The organism is bacterium (assembly GCA_021372515.1).
Lineage (GTDB): Bacteria > Gemmatimonadota > Glassbacteria > GWA2-58-10 > GWA2-58-10 > JAJFUG01.
The window spans coordinates 39757-53676 of the sequence record JAJFUG010000201.1; the positions used below are offsets into that span (position 1 = coordinate 39757).

Annotated in this window: 16 protein-coding genes; 11 read left to right on the top strand and 5 right to left on the bottom strand. The window is 61.9% G+C overall.

All coding sequences use genetic code 11. The features are described 5' to 3' along the window. Positions 1-85 precede the first annotated feature (85 nt). On the bottom strand, positions 86-310 hold the full coding sequence (locus tag LLH00_18185) for a hypothetical protein (GenBank protein MCE5273211.1): 225 nt from the start codon (positions 308-310) through the stop codon (positions 86-88). Between the two features lie 147 nt (positions 311-457). Here LLH00_18185 and LLH00_18190 point away from each other — a divergent pair, with 147 nt between their 5' ends. Continuing rightward, a complete protein-coding gene (locus tag LLH00_18190; GenBank protein MCE5273212.1) occupies positions 458-718 on the top strand; it encodes a YggT family protein in 261 nt (86 codons plus the stop codon). A gap of 106 nt (positions 719-824) precedes the next feature. On the opposite strand, the gene LLH00_18195 is transcribed toward LLH00_18190, so the two are convergent. After that, the gene (locus tag LLH00_18195) at positions 825-1496 is read right to left on the bottom strand and encodes an NYN domain-containing protein (protein ID MCE5273213.1); all 672 of its coding nucleotides are present in this window, start codon (positions 1494-1496) and stop codon (positions 825-827) included. Between the two features lie 130 nt (positions 1497-1626). Continuing rightward, a complete protein-coding gene (locus tag LLH00_18200; protein ID MCE5273214.1) occupies positions 1627-2721 on the bottom strand; it encodes an ABC transporter permease in 1095 nt (364 codons plus the stop codon). A gap of 243 nt (positions 2722-2964) precedes the next feature. On the opposite strand from LLH00_18200, the gene LLH00_18205 reads away from it, so the two are divergent. The 5 genes from LLH00_18205 to LLH00_18225 are packed head-to-tail and all read left to right on the top strand — an operon-like array spanning position 2965 to position 6457. Beyond that, positions 2965-3975, top strand: coding sequence for a polyprenyl synthetase family protein (locus tag LLH00_18205; GenBank protein MCE5273215.1), 1011 nt, complete (start codon positions 2965-2967; stop codon positions 3973-3975). Further along, a complete protein-coding gene (locus LLH00_18210) occupies positions 3965-5068 on the top strand; it encodes an FAD:protein FMN transferase (GenBank protein MCE5273216.1) in 1104 nt (367 codons plus the stop codon). The genes LLH00_18205 and LLH00_18210 overlap by 11 nt, the downstream gene beginning before the upstream one ends. Positions 5069-5093: 25 nt before the next feature. Beyond that, on the top strand, positions 5094-5522 hold the full coding sequence (locus LLH00_18215) for a NusG domain II-containing protein (protein ID MCE5273217.1): 429 nt from the start codon (positions 5094-5096) through the stop codon (positions 5520-5522). 10 nt (positions 5523-5532) lie between these two features. Beyond that, positions 5533-6150 carry a Gx transporter family protein gene (locus LLH00_18220; GenBank protein ID MCE5273218.1) on the top strand — a complete coding sequence of 206 codons (618 nt, stop codon included), beginning with the start codon at positions 5533-5535 and terminating at the stop codon, positions 6148-6150. Between the two features lie 34 nt (positions 6151-6184). After that, complete coding sequence (locus tag LLH00_18225) at positions 6185-6457, top strand: DUF4321 domain-containing protein (protein ID MCE5273219.1); 273 nt, start codon at positions 6185-6187, stop codon at positions 6455-6457. Between the two features lie 99 nt (positions 6458-6556). On the opposite strand, the gene LLH00_18230 is transcribed toward LLH00_18225, so the two are convergent. Together LLH00_18230 and LLH00_18235 are read right to left on the bottom strand one after the other, a co-directional pair. Beyond that, on the bottom strand, positions 6557-7486 hold the full coding sequence (locus LLH00_18230; protein MCE5273220.1) for a diguanylate cyclase: 930 nt from the start codon (positions 7484-7486) through the stop codon (positions 6557-6559). A 27-nt stretch (positions 7487-7513) separates the two neighbouring features. After that, positions 7514-9418: a peptidyl-prolyl cis-trans isomerase gene (locus LLH00_18235; protein MCE5273221.1), complete on the bottom strand. Its 1905-nt coding sequence runs from the start codon at positions 9416-9418 to the stop codon at positions 7514-7516. Between the two features lie 374 nt (positions 9419-9792). Here LLH00_18235 and LLH00_18240 point away from each other — a divergent pair, with 374 nt between their 5' ends. The 5 genes from LLH00_18240 to accC all read left to right on the top strand — a co-directional run bounded on the left by LLH00_18240 (position 9793) and on the right by accC (position 13746). Beyond that, positions 9793-10728, top strand: a complete 936-nt coding sequence (locus LLH00_18240; protein MCE5273222.1) for a tetratricopeptide repeat protein — start codon at positions 9793-9795, stop codon at positions 10726-10728. Between the two features lie 5 nt (positions 10729-10733). Continuing rightward, a complete protein-coding gene (gene aroQ / locus LLH00_18245; protein ID MCE5273223.1) occupies positions 10734-11159 on the top strand; it encodes a type II 3-dehydroquinate dehydratase in 426 nt (141 codons plus the stop codon). A gap of 134 nt (positions 11160-11293) precedes the next feature. Beyond that, a complete protein-coding gene (efp, locus tag LLH00_18250) occupies positions 11294-11854 on the top strand; it encodes an elongation factor P (GenBank protein MCE5273224.1) in 561 nt (186 codons plus the stop codon). A gap of 61 nt (positions 11855-11915) precedes the next feature. After that, the gene (gene accB, locus LLH00_18255) at positions 11916-12380 is read left to right on the top strand and encodes an acetyl-CoA carboxylase biotin carboxyl carrier protein (protein MCE5273225.1); all 465 of its coding nucleotides are present in this window, start codon (positions 11916-11918) and stop codon (positions 12378-12380) included. 4 nt (positions 12381-12384) lie between these two features. Then, positions 12385-13746 carry an acetyl-CoA carboxylase biotin carboxylase subunit gene (accC, locus tag LLH00_18260; GenBank protein ID MCE5273226.1) on the top strand — a complete coding sequence of 454 codons (1362 nt, stop codon included), beginning with the start codon at positions 12385-12387 and terminating at the stop codon, positions 13744-13746. Positions 13747-13920 lie beyond the last annotated feature (174 nt).

Here is a 13920-nt window from a genome sequence, read left to right on the forward strand (position 1 = left end):
GGCAGGCACAGGGGCCTGCCGCTACAAATTTTGGCTGCGCGTGCCTGGCATGATCACGGAAAGCCTGCGGCCGTTTAGGGCAGCCTCAGAGCAGGAACCCGGCCACCCGTCCCAGGTCTCTCAGGTTGAAGCGGCGGCGCTTGCCGCCCAGGTGGCTGGTGGTTTCCTGCTCCTCCACCAGCGGCGTGTGGATTTCGGGCGCTTCCGGGTGTTCGGCGGCTGTGGGCTGCGGAGCGAGCGGGTTCGCGCCCGGCCGGCCGGCGGGACCTCCGGCGGCGGGCCGTATGAAGAAAAATCCGTTGCGGGCCATATCATCCTCCCTGATGATATCGGTGGCTGAAAGCGGCATCCTTGGCCGCGGCTGTGGCGCCGCCGCAGGTTGCGTAATCGGCGGACGTATGTATATTATCGGTAAAAGAGGCTGCAACTTGAAGATAAACCGTCAAGGGGGCACGAGATGTTCCATGCGGTACCGCTGATCGACAAGCTGATTGCTATCTACAGCTACCTGCTGCTGGCCCGGGTGGCGCTGTCCTGGTTCCGGGTCAACTACTCCAACCCCTGGGTGCGCCTTCTGCTGCGCATCACCGACCCGTTCCTGGAGCCGTTCCGCGCGCTGATCCCGCCGATGGGCGGGATCGATTTCTCGCCGATAGTTGCGTTCCTGGTGCTGAACCTGATCCGCTCGCTGCTGGTCCGTTTCCTGCTGGGGATGTAGGCTTAACTTGCGGTAAGGACTGTGCAACAGCTGTATGAATCCTTGGGATGATGCTGGCATAATGAACGTATTTAACCCGTTCGATAGGCTTGTTCAAGCAGTCCTTTTATTTCCATTCTAATGGTTTGTGGATATTTGTCCCTGGGATTGGATCGGGTAATTGTGCGGCCCGAAGTGCTCCCATCCGTACAGTTCTCATGTTCAATCCAAGAAGCTGAAGAGGCCGTGAAGTCGGTTTTCCTCTAAAGGCATGAGGGTTCAACAAGATAACTTCCTTGCCAAGTTCTTTGGTCACAATTCTTAATGCTTCTGTCAAGTCAGAATCGTTGGTCATGACCAATGCCGTTTCATATAGATTCCGGCATCCATCGAAAACCAGATGCGTGGCAAGATTGACGTCTGAACCTTTTTCCTCTTTGTTGATAATCCAGATTGCATTCGGTGTGGGAGAATTTTTATCTGTCGAGTATTGGCATTTTGCGATTGGTCTTGTCAGTGGGTCGGTTCTATAATTACCCAGAATTATTTGAAGTCTTTGTTTCCCTATTGATTCCATTGCTTTCCAATGGCATTGCTGACGGGTTGATTTGGATGAATCCCAATGTGAATCAACCAGAGCAGTAAAATATTTAACTTTTATAATATCATAACCCTGCAGGAGCAATTCGCTTAGCTTGACATAATCAATCCATTTGTAGCTTCTTGTAGAATCCCTTTTGTGAAACACTCCATAGTAAAAATTGAATCCATCGATATAAACATATGTCGACTTTGCCATTTTACCCCCATAAATAAAGCAGGGGGTGCCTTTCGACACCCCCGCAGCGTATCGCCTGAGGCGATACGAAGGGTCGACAAACTCTCTATAACATTATCGGTAATTAATCAGAGATAGTCAAGATATTTTATCACTCGTAGACCAGGGCCTTGATCGGGTCCTGGCGCGAGGCCCAGAACGCGGGGTAGAGCGCGCCCAGGGCGCCGACCAGCACTCCCAGCAGCACGCTGTTGATCAGAAGGCTGCTGGAGATTTCCACGGTGATGAGCTGGAATTTCCACTGGATGGCGTGACGGCTGAGCACGGCCAGGCTGATCCCGGCCAGGCTGCCCAGGGCAGAAAGCAGCAGCGCCTCGCTCATGATGGTCATCAGGATGTAGCCCCGCGAGGCCCCCAGCGACTTGAGGATGCCGATCTCGCGGGTGCGCTCCACCACGGTGGTGTACATCGAGAGCAGGATCACCAGAGCGCTTATCACCAGGGCCGTGTAGTTGATCGCACGGATGAACTGGTTCAGCGCCTCGATGTACTTGCCCATCGAGGCGGCGATGTTCGACATGAACTGCGTCTCCACACCCTTGATGTTCCGGGTGATGCTGCCGGAGACTTTCTCCACCAACTCGGGCGAGCGTGCGGTCACGAAGAACAGGCTGACCCTGTCGGGCTGGCTGGTCAGCTCGGCCAGGGTGGCGTAGGGCAGGAAAATGCGGGTGCCCACCCCCGGCTGCACGATCCCCACGATGTGGAACTGACGGCCCAGCAGCTCCAGGCTGTCGCCCACGGCCAAGCTCTCCAGGGCCGCGATGCGGCTGTCAATGAACATCTCATCCGGGCCGGACAGCATCCGCCCCTCCAGGAACACCAGCTGCCCGCCCAGGTCGCTGAATTTCTGCGGCTCGATCCCGAAAATGTTGTACGGGGCGCTGCCGATGGTGGCTTTCCAGATCAGCACCGGGCTCACGGTCTTGACCCCGTCGATGGCCTCGAGCTGCTCGCCCAGCTTGTAGGGCAGAACGCCGGAGCCGAACAGCAGCGGGTTGCTCCCGGTGCGGATCACCGTGATGTCGGCGCCGATGCCGCGGATGCGCTCGGTGAACTCGTTCAGCACGCCGTTGACCAGGCCCCAGAGCACGATGAAAAGACTGATGCCCACGGCCAGGGCCAGCACGCTGATCGAGCTGCGCATTTTGCGCTGCATCAGGTTGGAAAACGCCAGACGGAACATGGATCGGGACCTGTGTTTCGAGGCAAAAAAGTGGCGCCCCAGCGCCGGAATGAATGAAAAAAATAATCTATCTCCCAACGCTTCGCGTGTCAATGATTAAGCCTCGGCGAGCGGCCCGCACAGCCGATAAGGGCAAGATTTGTTTGACTTTAGATAGCCCGGATGTTAGCTTGAAACGTAAAGTTGAACGCTCCGGCGGCCATGATTTCCATTCATTTTCGCTCAAGGCGGGAGGCAAGTTAAGTGGGTGAGGACCTGCTCGGCCTTAAGAAGAACTGGACCGAGGCCCTGGACAGGCTCCAGGCTCCCCTGAGCGGGGAGCTGCTGGATGTCAGGCGCCGGATGGAGCAGATCCTGCGCTCCGATTTCGAACCGGTCAACCGGACGATCAACCATCTGTTCAGCCGCGCGGGCAAGATGATCCGCCCCACGCTCCTGCTTCTGGCCGCCGACCGTCGCCGCGGCGACTACAGCTCACTGGTTTCGCTGGCCGCCGCGGTGGAGATAATCCACACCGCCTCGCTGGTGCACGACGATTCGATCGACAGCTCCACCCACCGACACGGGGTGGAGACGCTCAACTCCAAGTGGAACCACAAGACCAGCGTCATCATCGGCGATTACCTCCTGGCCCAGGCCTTCGGGGTGCTGGCCGGTCTGGCCTCGCCGGACGTGATCGGCGAGATGAGCGCGGCCTGCCGCTGCCTGGCCCTGGGCGAGATGCGCCAGATGGCCCTGGAGGGCAACCTGGTCGCCACGGAGCAGGACTATTACGATTTCATCCTCGAGAAGACCGCCAGCCTTTTCAGCGCCAGTTGCGCGGTGGCCGCGGTCCTGGGAGATGGACGCGACCTGACCGCGCTGCGGCGCTTCGGCGCACTGTTCGGCACGATTTTCCAGATCACCGATGACCTGCTGGACTATTCCGGCTACGCCGGCGAAACCGGCAAGCCCACCGGCCTGGATATACGAGAGAAAAAAATGACCCTGCCGCTGATCCACGCCTGCACGGTTATGGACCCGGCCGACCGCACCGAGCTGACCCGGATTTTCGCCTCCGACGGGATGCTGAGCGAGGCAGAGGCCGAACGGGTGGCCGAGCTGGTGATCGACAACGGCGGGATCGATTACGCTATCGAGCGGGTGGTGGAACTGGCCGGTGAGGCGTCCCGCGTTACCGAGGATTTTTCGGACCCGGCGCGGGCCTCGAAGCTCAAAGAACTGGTGGAACTGATAGTTGAACGTGACCGGTAAATTCAAGGCCCGCCTGATCGCAGTCCTGCTGCTGGTTGTGCTGATCGCCGGCATACGCTACCTGGCCTCGGGCAACGCCGAGGCGTCATTGTCCGGCGAGCGGACTTTCTCGTTCGACAGCTTCACGATGGGTACGCTGCTGTCGGTGAAAGTGCGCTCGACCGATAAAGACCAGGCGCGCCGTCTTGCGGATGTGGCGCGGGAGGAAGTGGCGCGGCTGCACCGTGTATTCGACCCAAAAGACCCGGACAGCGAGCTGAGCCGTCTAAACGGCGCCCGCGGCAGCGCGGAGCCGGTAGCGTTGAGCGAGGACATGGCCGCCGTGCTCGCTGCAGCTATGCGCGTGCACACAGTGAGCGGCGGGGCGTTCGAGCCGGCGCTGGGGGATGTCAGCCGTCTCTGGGGATTCAGCGAGGAGCGCCGCCGTGACCATCCGCCCGACTCGGCCGAGATAAGCACGCTCCTGGGGGCCTCCTGCCTGAGCCGGGAGATAAAGATATCTCCGGACGGCAGAAGCGTGAGCCTGGGCGCCTGCACCGGGCGGCTCGACCTGGGGGCGATTGTCAAGGGCTACGCCGCGGACCGCGCGGTCCAGGTGCTGCGCCGGGCCGGGGCGCGCAACGCCCTGATCGACCTGGGCGGCGAAATCGGCGTGCTGGGCGTGGGCTCGGACGGTGTCTCGTGGCGGGTGGGAGTGCAGCACCCGCGCAAGCGGGACTGCCACCTCGGGGCGCTGAGCCTTCACGAGGGCCTTTCCGTGGCCACCTCGGGCGATTACGAGCGCTTTTTTATCGACAGCGGCGTACGCTATCACCATATTTTGGACCCGCTCACCGGCTGGCCCTCCCGCAGCGGGGTGGTCAGTGTGACCGTGGTCACCGAGTACGGCCTGGAGGCGGACGCCATGTCGACGTCCGCGTTCATCCTGGGGCCGGAGAAAGGCTTCGCCCTGCTGGAATCCGAGAAGTGCGAGGGCCTGATGATCTATGTCGGGGACAGCCGCACCGAGGACGGGAAGCTCCTCTGGAAGGCCACCAGCGGGTTCTCGCGCTACCTTCCGCAGCCTGACCTCGAGGGCCTGCCGCTGCCCTGAGCCGGGCGCGGACTGGGAGGCGTTGATGGGGCGAGAAACGTTCAGACTGCCGCCGCTGTTCACTTTGATCGACCTGCTGCTGGTGTTGATAGTGGTGGTTTTTTCCGCCGGTTTCTACCATCACGGCAGCCAGGGGGCGGGTAAAGGGCCTCTGACCGCGGTGGTGCAGTTCGAGGACCGCGAGTTGGCGAGGTTGAGCCTGGAGCGCGACACCACGGTTACGGTGAACGGCGTGCTGGGGACGATAAAAGTGGTGGTGGCTGACGGGGCGGTGAAGTTCGAGGATTCCCATTGCCCGGCGCGGGTTTGCGAGAAGACCGGCTGGATAAGGCGCGCCGGGGCCGCGATTGTCTGCGCGCCCAATCATGTGCTCTGTCGCCTGGAGCGCTCCGACGGCGCCCTGGAGCCGGCAGATGGAAAGGGCAAGCCCGGACTGGACGCCCTTGTCAGATAGGAGACCCGTGGTGACAGAAAGCCTCGCCGCCGCGGCGGTCTACTACGACCCGGCCCGCGACATTCCCGAAGTGCGCCGCCGCACCGAGGCCTTGAGCCTGGTGGCCATGGCCACGGTGTTCGAGTTGGTGCTATTCGTGCTGGACGCCCTGATCCCCAAGCCGGTGCCCTGGATAAAGCTGGGCCTGGCAAACATAGTCACCCTGAGCCTGCTGGTCTCGGTGGGCTGGCGCTGCGCCCTGGCGGTGCATGTGCTGCGGATCATTATCGGTGCGGTGTTCCGCGGCGGGCTGTTCACGCCGTTCTTTCTGCTCAGTTTCGGCGGCGGCATGGTCTCGTTCCTGGTGATGCTGCCGCTGGCGCTCTGGCTGATGCCCTGGATGGGATTTGTCGGGGTGAGTCTGGCCGGGGCGCTGGCACACAATTTCACCCAGTTGCTGCTGGTCGGGGCGGCGCTTTCCGACCAGGCGGTGATCGGCCTGCTCTGGCCGCTGGTGGTGGTTTTCTCTTTGGTGTTCGGTTGTTTTACCGGCATAAGCTCATACTATCTCTGCCGCCGGATCCCCCTGCTGGCCACGGGAGTGTTGCTCGCCCGGCCGGAGGCCGCGGAGCGGGGCGGGCGGAGCTGAAAAGGTTCTTCCGGCTCAAGGCCAGGAGGCTCAATTGCAACGTCAGCGCAAACAATTCTCAGTCTACTGCATCATCCTGATCATCGGCATGCTGCTGGGCGGCTACCTGGGAGAGTTCCTCTCCACGATCATGCCGGACGGCGTGGCGAAGGATTTCTTCCTGACCTCGGTGGTGGGCAAGTTCGGGCCGTTCTCGATCGATCTGCTGCTCATCGCGCTGACCCTGGGGCCGCTGGTGGTGAAAATCAACCTGGTGAGCGTCCTGGGACTTTTCATCGCGTTCTACCTGTTCCGCTCCTTCATCTGAGCCGGGCACGCCGAAGCCGGGATCGTGAAAAAAACAGGGGTGCGGTTTTCGAGCCGCACCCCTGTCCGTTTATACGTATCCTGAAGCCGGCCGCCAGTCTCAGCTCCCGAAGCGCGTGATCGCCACCCGGTTGCGCCCGCCTTTCTTGCACTCGTACATCAACTCGTCCGCCCGGCGCATCAGGCTGTCGCGGTCGACATCCGGTTTGTCTCCCGGCTCGGCCAGCACTCCGCCGATAGAGATTGTCACGCGCAGCGAGTCACCGCTGGAGGTGACGATGTCGTCCTCCACGTGCTGGCGCATCTTCTCGGCTACCTGGGCCAGCTTTTCCTGGCTCACGTTCAGGATCAGGGCGATGAACTCCTCGCCGCCCCAGCGACCCAGAATGTCGGAGGCGCGGATGATCGAGGACATGTTGCGCGACACGCTCCAGAGGACCTTGTCCCCGGCGTCGTGCCCGAAGCGGTCGTTGATGTTCTTGAAATGGTCGATGTCGATGAACAGCAGGCCGAAACGCAGGCCGTAGCGCCGCAGCTCGTCGGTCTTGGCGTCGATGATCTTCTCGATGTAGCGGCGGTTGGCCAGGCCGGTCAGCGGGTCGAGCATGGCCAGGGTCTTGAGCTTTTCGATCACCTGCTGGGTGGCGATACGCGCCGAGTTGTCGCGGAAGATCTGCACCGCGCCGATGACGCGCGATTCCGGTCCCAGGATCGGGCTGACCCGTGCGGCCACCGGGATACGGCGGCCGTTGCGGTTGGTGATGAAGCAGTCGAACTCGCGCGGCTTCCCGTCCACCAGGGTCTGCTCCACCAGGCAGGCGCTCAGGCACTGCCCCTCGCCCTCGCCGCCCTCGGCATTGTCGTGCATCCGCACCTGGATGGTCGAGACCTTGCCCAGGGCTTCCTCTTCCGAGTAGCCGGTCATGGCCTCGGCGGCCTTGTTCCAGAAAATAATCTTCCGGTTCAGGTCGACGCAATAGATGGCGTCATACAGGTTGTCGAGCAGATTCTTGTAATAGAGCGCGTCCATCCACACCATCCCCGTTGTGTCGACCGTTCACTGGATCAGGTTGAGATCGGAACGCTTCTTTTGTATGTCGGCCTGGTGCTTGGCCGTGGTGGAATCGGACTCGATCTTGCGCAGGTCCTCTATCTTGGTCCCGCTGTAGAGTTCGCCGCTGAACAGGGTGTACAGGCCCTGCATCCTCTGGCCCATGAGTTGCTGGGTCAGGCGCGCCTTGGCCTGGTCGAACCCGGACATATCGGCCTCGGTGCGGCTGTTCACCTGCAGCAGGTAGAAATTGTTGCCCGCCTCGACCAGGTCGCTCTTGACCCCCACCGGCAGGCCGAACGCAGTGCCGATGAAAGCGTTGCTGCGGCCCACCCCGGCCAGGCCGGACAGGCGGGTGAACTCGGGGGAGCTGGTCAGGTTCAGGCCCTTGGCCTGGGCGAAATCGGCCAGGCTGGAGAACTGTGCGTAGTCGGACATCAATGCGCGGATTTTCTTTTCTGCCAGGGGCTTTTTCTTGTCCAGGCCAAGCTGGCGGCGGATGGCGTCAGCGGCCTCCTCCAGCGGCACTGTGCCGCTCTGGATACGCTGGTTCACCTTGATCAGGGCCACGCACTCCTGGTTCTCGGACAGCACCGAGATCGGGTAGCTGACCGCGCCCTCGCTGGCGCCGTAGACATAGTCCATCAGGTCGCGTCCGGCCTGGATGCCTGGAATCTGCCCCCCGATGACGAAGCTGCCGCTTTCCTTGACCTGCAGGGCGCTGTCCGCGACCACGGCCTCGAAACTGCGGCCCTCCTGGCGCATCAGGCCACGCAGTGTGCGGGCGCGGGCGCGCACGGCGTTGAGCTGCTCAGCCGAGGGCTCAATGTTCAGGGCGATACGGCGGGCGCGCAAGCGCTTGACCCCGTCGAACACCTTCATACTATCCACGCGCAGGATCATCATGCCCTTGGAGACCACGATGGGAGCGCTCACCTCGCCGGGCTTCATGTTGAAAGCCTGGCCGGCCATCAGGGTGTCCTGGTAATCACCCTTGGCGAACCAGCCCAGGTCGCCGCCGCTCGAGGCGAACGGGTCCTGCGAGTAATGCACGGCCAGGCTGTCCCAGGACTCGCCGCTCTTGTACCGCGCCAACACCGCTTCCAGGGTGTCACGCGCGGCCGCGCTGTCCTTGCTGCCCGGCAGTAAGGGCAGCAGAGCGAAAGTGACCGCGGCGATATCCGGGCGCTTGAAACTGTCGGGGTGATCGTCGTAGTACTTCTTAATCTCGTCGTCGCCGATCTGGACTTCCGAGTCCGCGATGAGCGAATCGGAGACGAAACGCACGTAATCGACCTGGGCCTTCTCGTCAGCGGCCTTGTAGTTGAGCTTGAGCTCATCGTCGGTCATCTTGTACAGCGAGGCGACTTCAAGGAAGAGCTTCAAATTGGGGATCTTGTTCCGGGCGTCGGTCTCCAGCTCGCTCACCAGCTGGGCCATGCGCGGATCGGCCAGTATCTGGAGGTACTTGTCGTAGTCGAAGCGGCCGTCGGTCTGGAGCGCCGGCTCGCGCATCAGCTCGGGCAGTGGGTTGGTCCGGATGTATTCGACCACTTCTCCGTCGTTCACCTTGATCCCGCGTTTATCGAGGACCTTGCCCAGGATTATGTCGTTGACTATGTCCGACCAGACCTGGTCGCTGAGCTGATCCATCTCCCAGGAGGACAGTCCGCCCGAGGAGCGCTGGCTGCTGGCCATCTCGACCGCCCGGCGCAGACGGTCGTTGTAGGCCTGGCGGTCGATTTTTTCCTTGCCCACGAACCCGGCGTACTTAACTCCACGGTAGTCCTTGCGGTTCTGCTGCACCAGATAGTCGTCCAACCCGGTCAGGGTAAAGGCCATCCAGCCGACAAAGAAGAAAATGAGGACGAAGAAGATGATCTTCATGTTGTTGCGGAATGTCTGCATCATGGCTGGTAGACCCTTGCTGGTTGATGAAGTATCAAAGTGCAATCCCCTGTCGTCCGACCTGCAACCGTCAGGTTGAAACGGTTTCCGGGACTCGGCCCGGCAAAGCACGGTGTGGCGCGGCAGAAGGATGTCTCGGATTGACCGGATTAACTAAACCTCTCAATATAAGACTGATAAACAAAAAGGCAAGCACAAACTTATTCTGGAGAGGGTTTTCTGTACAAAGTTCAGATTTGATTAAAGCATTGACAGACAAGATTGTGGTGGCTATTATGTATAGTTAATGCGCGAAACAGGCCCTTTTTTTATGCGCAGAACGGCTCTTTCGAAAGACGGGCCGACTGTCTGTACCGCCCCCTGACACGGGAGGTGTCATGGCCCTTGAACAGGAAATCCGGGAACTCGAAAAGCGTTTCGCCGAGGCGCCTGAATCCAGATTGTTCCTGCCGTTGGCCGATGCCCTGAGCCGTGCGGGCGAGCTGGAGCGGGCGGTGGAAATCTGCAGCCGCGGGCTGGAAAGTTTCCCGGATTTCACCAGCGCCCGCGTGCTGCTGGGCCAGTGCCTGGCCCGGATGGACCGAGGCGCCGAGGCTGCGGAAATCCTGGAGTCGGTACTGAAGGACGATACCGGCAACCTGGAGGCCCTGCGCACTCTCGGCGAGATCGCCGTGGAGCAGGGCGATGCCGGGCGGGCCCGTGAGCTGTACGGACGGGCGCTCGAGGCGGAGCCGACCGATGAGGCCCTGGCCGCGGCCCTGGAGCGGCTGGAAAGCCGGGACGAGGCCGACGGCTCTTCAGCCGGGGAGGCCGAGGAGGCGTCTTTCAGCGGGGCGGGCGAGGTGTTCATCACCCACACCCTGGGCGACCTGTACCGTCTGCAGGGGCACTACCAGCAGGCCTTCGAGGTCTACAGCCGACTGCTCGAAAGCTGCCCGGACGACAGTACACTGGCCGTGAAGCTGGAGGATGTGGCCGCGCAACTTAACCGACGGGCGGCGGCCGCAGCTAAGAAACCGGCCCCGCTGCCGGAGCCGCGGATACAGGAACTGCTGGAGCCGGTGGTCGCGGCCGCGGGGCGGACAGAGGAAGAACCCGTAGCGGAGGCCGAGCCGATCGAGGCGCCGGCCCTGGCCTCGGATGAGGGCGGCGGTGAGCTGAGCGTGGACCTGCGTATAGACCGCATTTTCAGCAGCGTGCTGCATGGGATGGAGGTCCCGCCGGTCCGGCAATCCGAGCGAAACGGCGCTGGCTCCTTTGTCAACATGTTCGAGCGCTGGATCAAGGGGCTCAAGCTCCTGGAGGCCGAATGAAAAGCATGGCTGTGATCAACGGCCCCAATCTGAACCTTCTGGGCAGCCGCGAGCCGGGGATTTACGGCCGGGCCTCGCTGGCCGAGATCGAGCATGCGTTGCGCGAACGGTTCGCTGGGCGCTGCGAGCTCGGTTTCTTCCAGTCCAACTCCGAGGGCGAGCTGGTGGACTACATCCAGTCCCTGGCCGGACGGGTCCACGGCGTGGTGATCAACGCCGGGGCCTACACCCACACCAGCGTGGCGCTGCGCGACGCCCTGGCGGCGGTGGACCTGCCGTTTGTGGAGGTGCACCTGTCCAACGTGTTCGCGCGCGAGAGTTTCCGGCACGTCTCCTACCTGTCGGACAAGGCGGTGGCAGTGCTGAGCGGTTTCGGGGCCAAGGGCTATGAGCTGGCCCTGGAGGGCCTGCTGGACCGTCTGGACGGCTGAGGCTGCCCACGGGGCGGTGACAACAGCAGTGTGATCGGAATCCGGCGCTTTCTCCGCCGCCACGCGCGGCGCAAGGGGGCGCCGGATGCGGGTTTGGAGCGACAGTACAACAGAAAATCTTTAAGGAGGCTTTCTTGGCCAGTACGGCGGATTTCAGGGGTGGCATGGTCCTCAACATCGACGGGGACCTGTATGCGATCGTGGAGTTCCAGCATGTGAAGCCCGGCAAGGGTGGGGCTTTTGTCAGGACGAAACTTAAGAAGGTCAAGACCGGCCAGGTGATCGAACGCACTTACCGCGCCGGCGAACGTTTCACCGAGGTGCGCCTGGAGCGCCGCCCGTTGCAGTACCTGTACAGTGACGGGCACCTGTACCATTTCATGGACAACAGCTCCTACGAGCAGTTCCCGGTGTCCGCCGATGTGCTGGGCGACCAGGTGAAATACCTCAAGGAGAACCTCGAAGTCAGCGGTCTGTTCCAGGAGACCGGCGAAATTCTGGAAATCGAGTTGCCGTTCTTCGTCGACCTGAAGATCGTGGAAACTGATCCCGGTCTGCGCGGCGACACGGCCAGCGGCGGGGGCAAACCCGCGCGCCTGGAATCCGGCGCCGTGGTCAACGTGCCACTGTTCCTGAATATCGGCGATGTCATCAAGGTCGACCGCCGGACCAACATGTACCTGGAGCGTGCCTGAGTCCCGCAGAGAGCCCGCACTCAGCGGATCGATCACAATGAACCCAGAGGGGACGAACCCAATGGATGTCAGATATCTCAAGAAACTGATCCAGTTGGTCGAAACGAGCGGGATCAGTGAGCTGGAGATCGAGGACGGCGGAACGAAAGTGCGGATCGGCAAGGGACAGGTGGCCGGAGTCCCGTACCAGGCCGTCCTGCCGGCGGCCCAGCCGGTTTATCCGGCCGCGGCGCAGCTGGTCGCAGTCGAGAAAGCCGCCGAGCTGAAAGAGGAAAAGAACCTGCTGGAGGTGCGTTCTCCGATGGTCGGCACGTTCTACCGTTCCCCGCGCCCGGGCGCAAACACCTATGTGAACGTGGGCGACCGGGTGGAGGTGGGCCAGACCCTCTGCATCCTCGAAGCGATGAAGATTATGAACGAGCTGGAGAGCGAGGTGGCCGGGGTCGTTCGTGAAATCTGCGTGGAAAACGGCCAGCCCGTCGAGTTCGGCCAGCGCCTGTTCCTGGTCGATCCGGCGGGGAGATGAGCCGATGTTCAAAAAGGTCCTGATCGCCAACCGCGGCGAGATCGCCCTGCGGATCATCCGCGCCTGCAAGGAGCTGGAGATCCAGACCGTGGCGGTCTACAGCGAGGCCGACCGCGACAGCCTGCACGTGCGCTTTGCTGATGAGGAGGTCTGCATCGGGCGCAACCGCGCCTCGGACAGCTACCTTAACATGCGCAGCATCCTGGCCGCGGCCGAGATCACCAACGCGGACGCGATCCATCCGGGCTACGGTTTTCTGGCCGAGAACGCCGAGTTCGCGGAAATCTGCCTGCGCAGCCAGTTCGCCTTCATCGGCCCCACACCGGACAACATCCGCCAGATGGGGGATAAGGCCACCGCCCGCTCGATCATGATCCGCAACAAGGTGCCGGTGGTCCCGGGCAGCCAGAGCGTGCTGCGCGACGAGAAAGAGGCTCTGCGCGAGGCCCGCTCCATCGGCTACCCGGTGATCCTCAAGGCCACGGCCGGCGGCGGCGGCAAGGGCATGCGCGTGGTGCGCTCCGAAAGCGAGCTGGTCAACAGCTTCGAGATCGCCCAGGCCGAGGCCAAGAGCGCGTTCGGCAACCCCGACATGTACGTGGAGAAATACCTCGAACACCCGCGCCATGTCGAAATCCAGATCATGGCCGACCAGCACGGCAACGTGGTGCACCTGGGCGAGCGCGACTGCTCGATCCAGCGCCGCCATCAGAAGCTGATCGAGGAGTCGCCCTGTCCGGTGATGACCCCCGATCTGCGCGAGAAAATGGGCCACACCGCGGTCCTGGCCGCCCAGTCCATCGGCTATGTGGGCGCCGGCACGGTGGAGTTCCTGCTGGACCGGGAGCGCAATTTCTATTTCATGGAGATGAACACCCGCATCCAGGTGGAGCACCCGGTGACCGAGATGGTGACCGGACTGGACCTGGTCAAGGAGCAGATTGCGGTGGCCGCCGGGGCGAAGCTCTCTTTCCGGGAGAAAGACATCCGTCTGCAGGGCCACGCCATCGAGTGCCGGATCAACGCCGAGGACCCCAGCCGCAATTTCATGCCGTTCCCCGGCCAGATCACCACTTACCACCCGCCGGGCGGCCCCGGCGTGCGGGTGGACACCCATATCTACCAGTCCTACACCGTGCCGCCGTATTACGACTCACTGCTGGCCAAGCTGATCGTGCACGGCCGCACCCGCGAGGAGGCGATCCAGAGGCTGCGCCGCTCGCTGGGCGAGTTCATCATCATCGGCGTGCCCACCACGATCCCCTTCCACCAGGAGATCGTCCGGGACAAGCGTTTTCTGTCCGGCGATTTCGACGTGCAGTTCCTGGAGCACCGGGCGTTGAAACAGGACGAAGACCACGCTTGAGAGGTCTGGATTCGGGCGGAGAGTGAAAGTCTATAGAAGCTTTTCAAACCTGTGCGGTCCTGTTCCGGCCGCACGGGTTTTTTTGTCCCGTGATCCGGCACAGCCCTATGTGGGCTGGGCAGCTTAATCCTTGAGTGAAGATGAGTTTCGTTTTGCGGCTTGACAAATACTTTC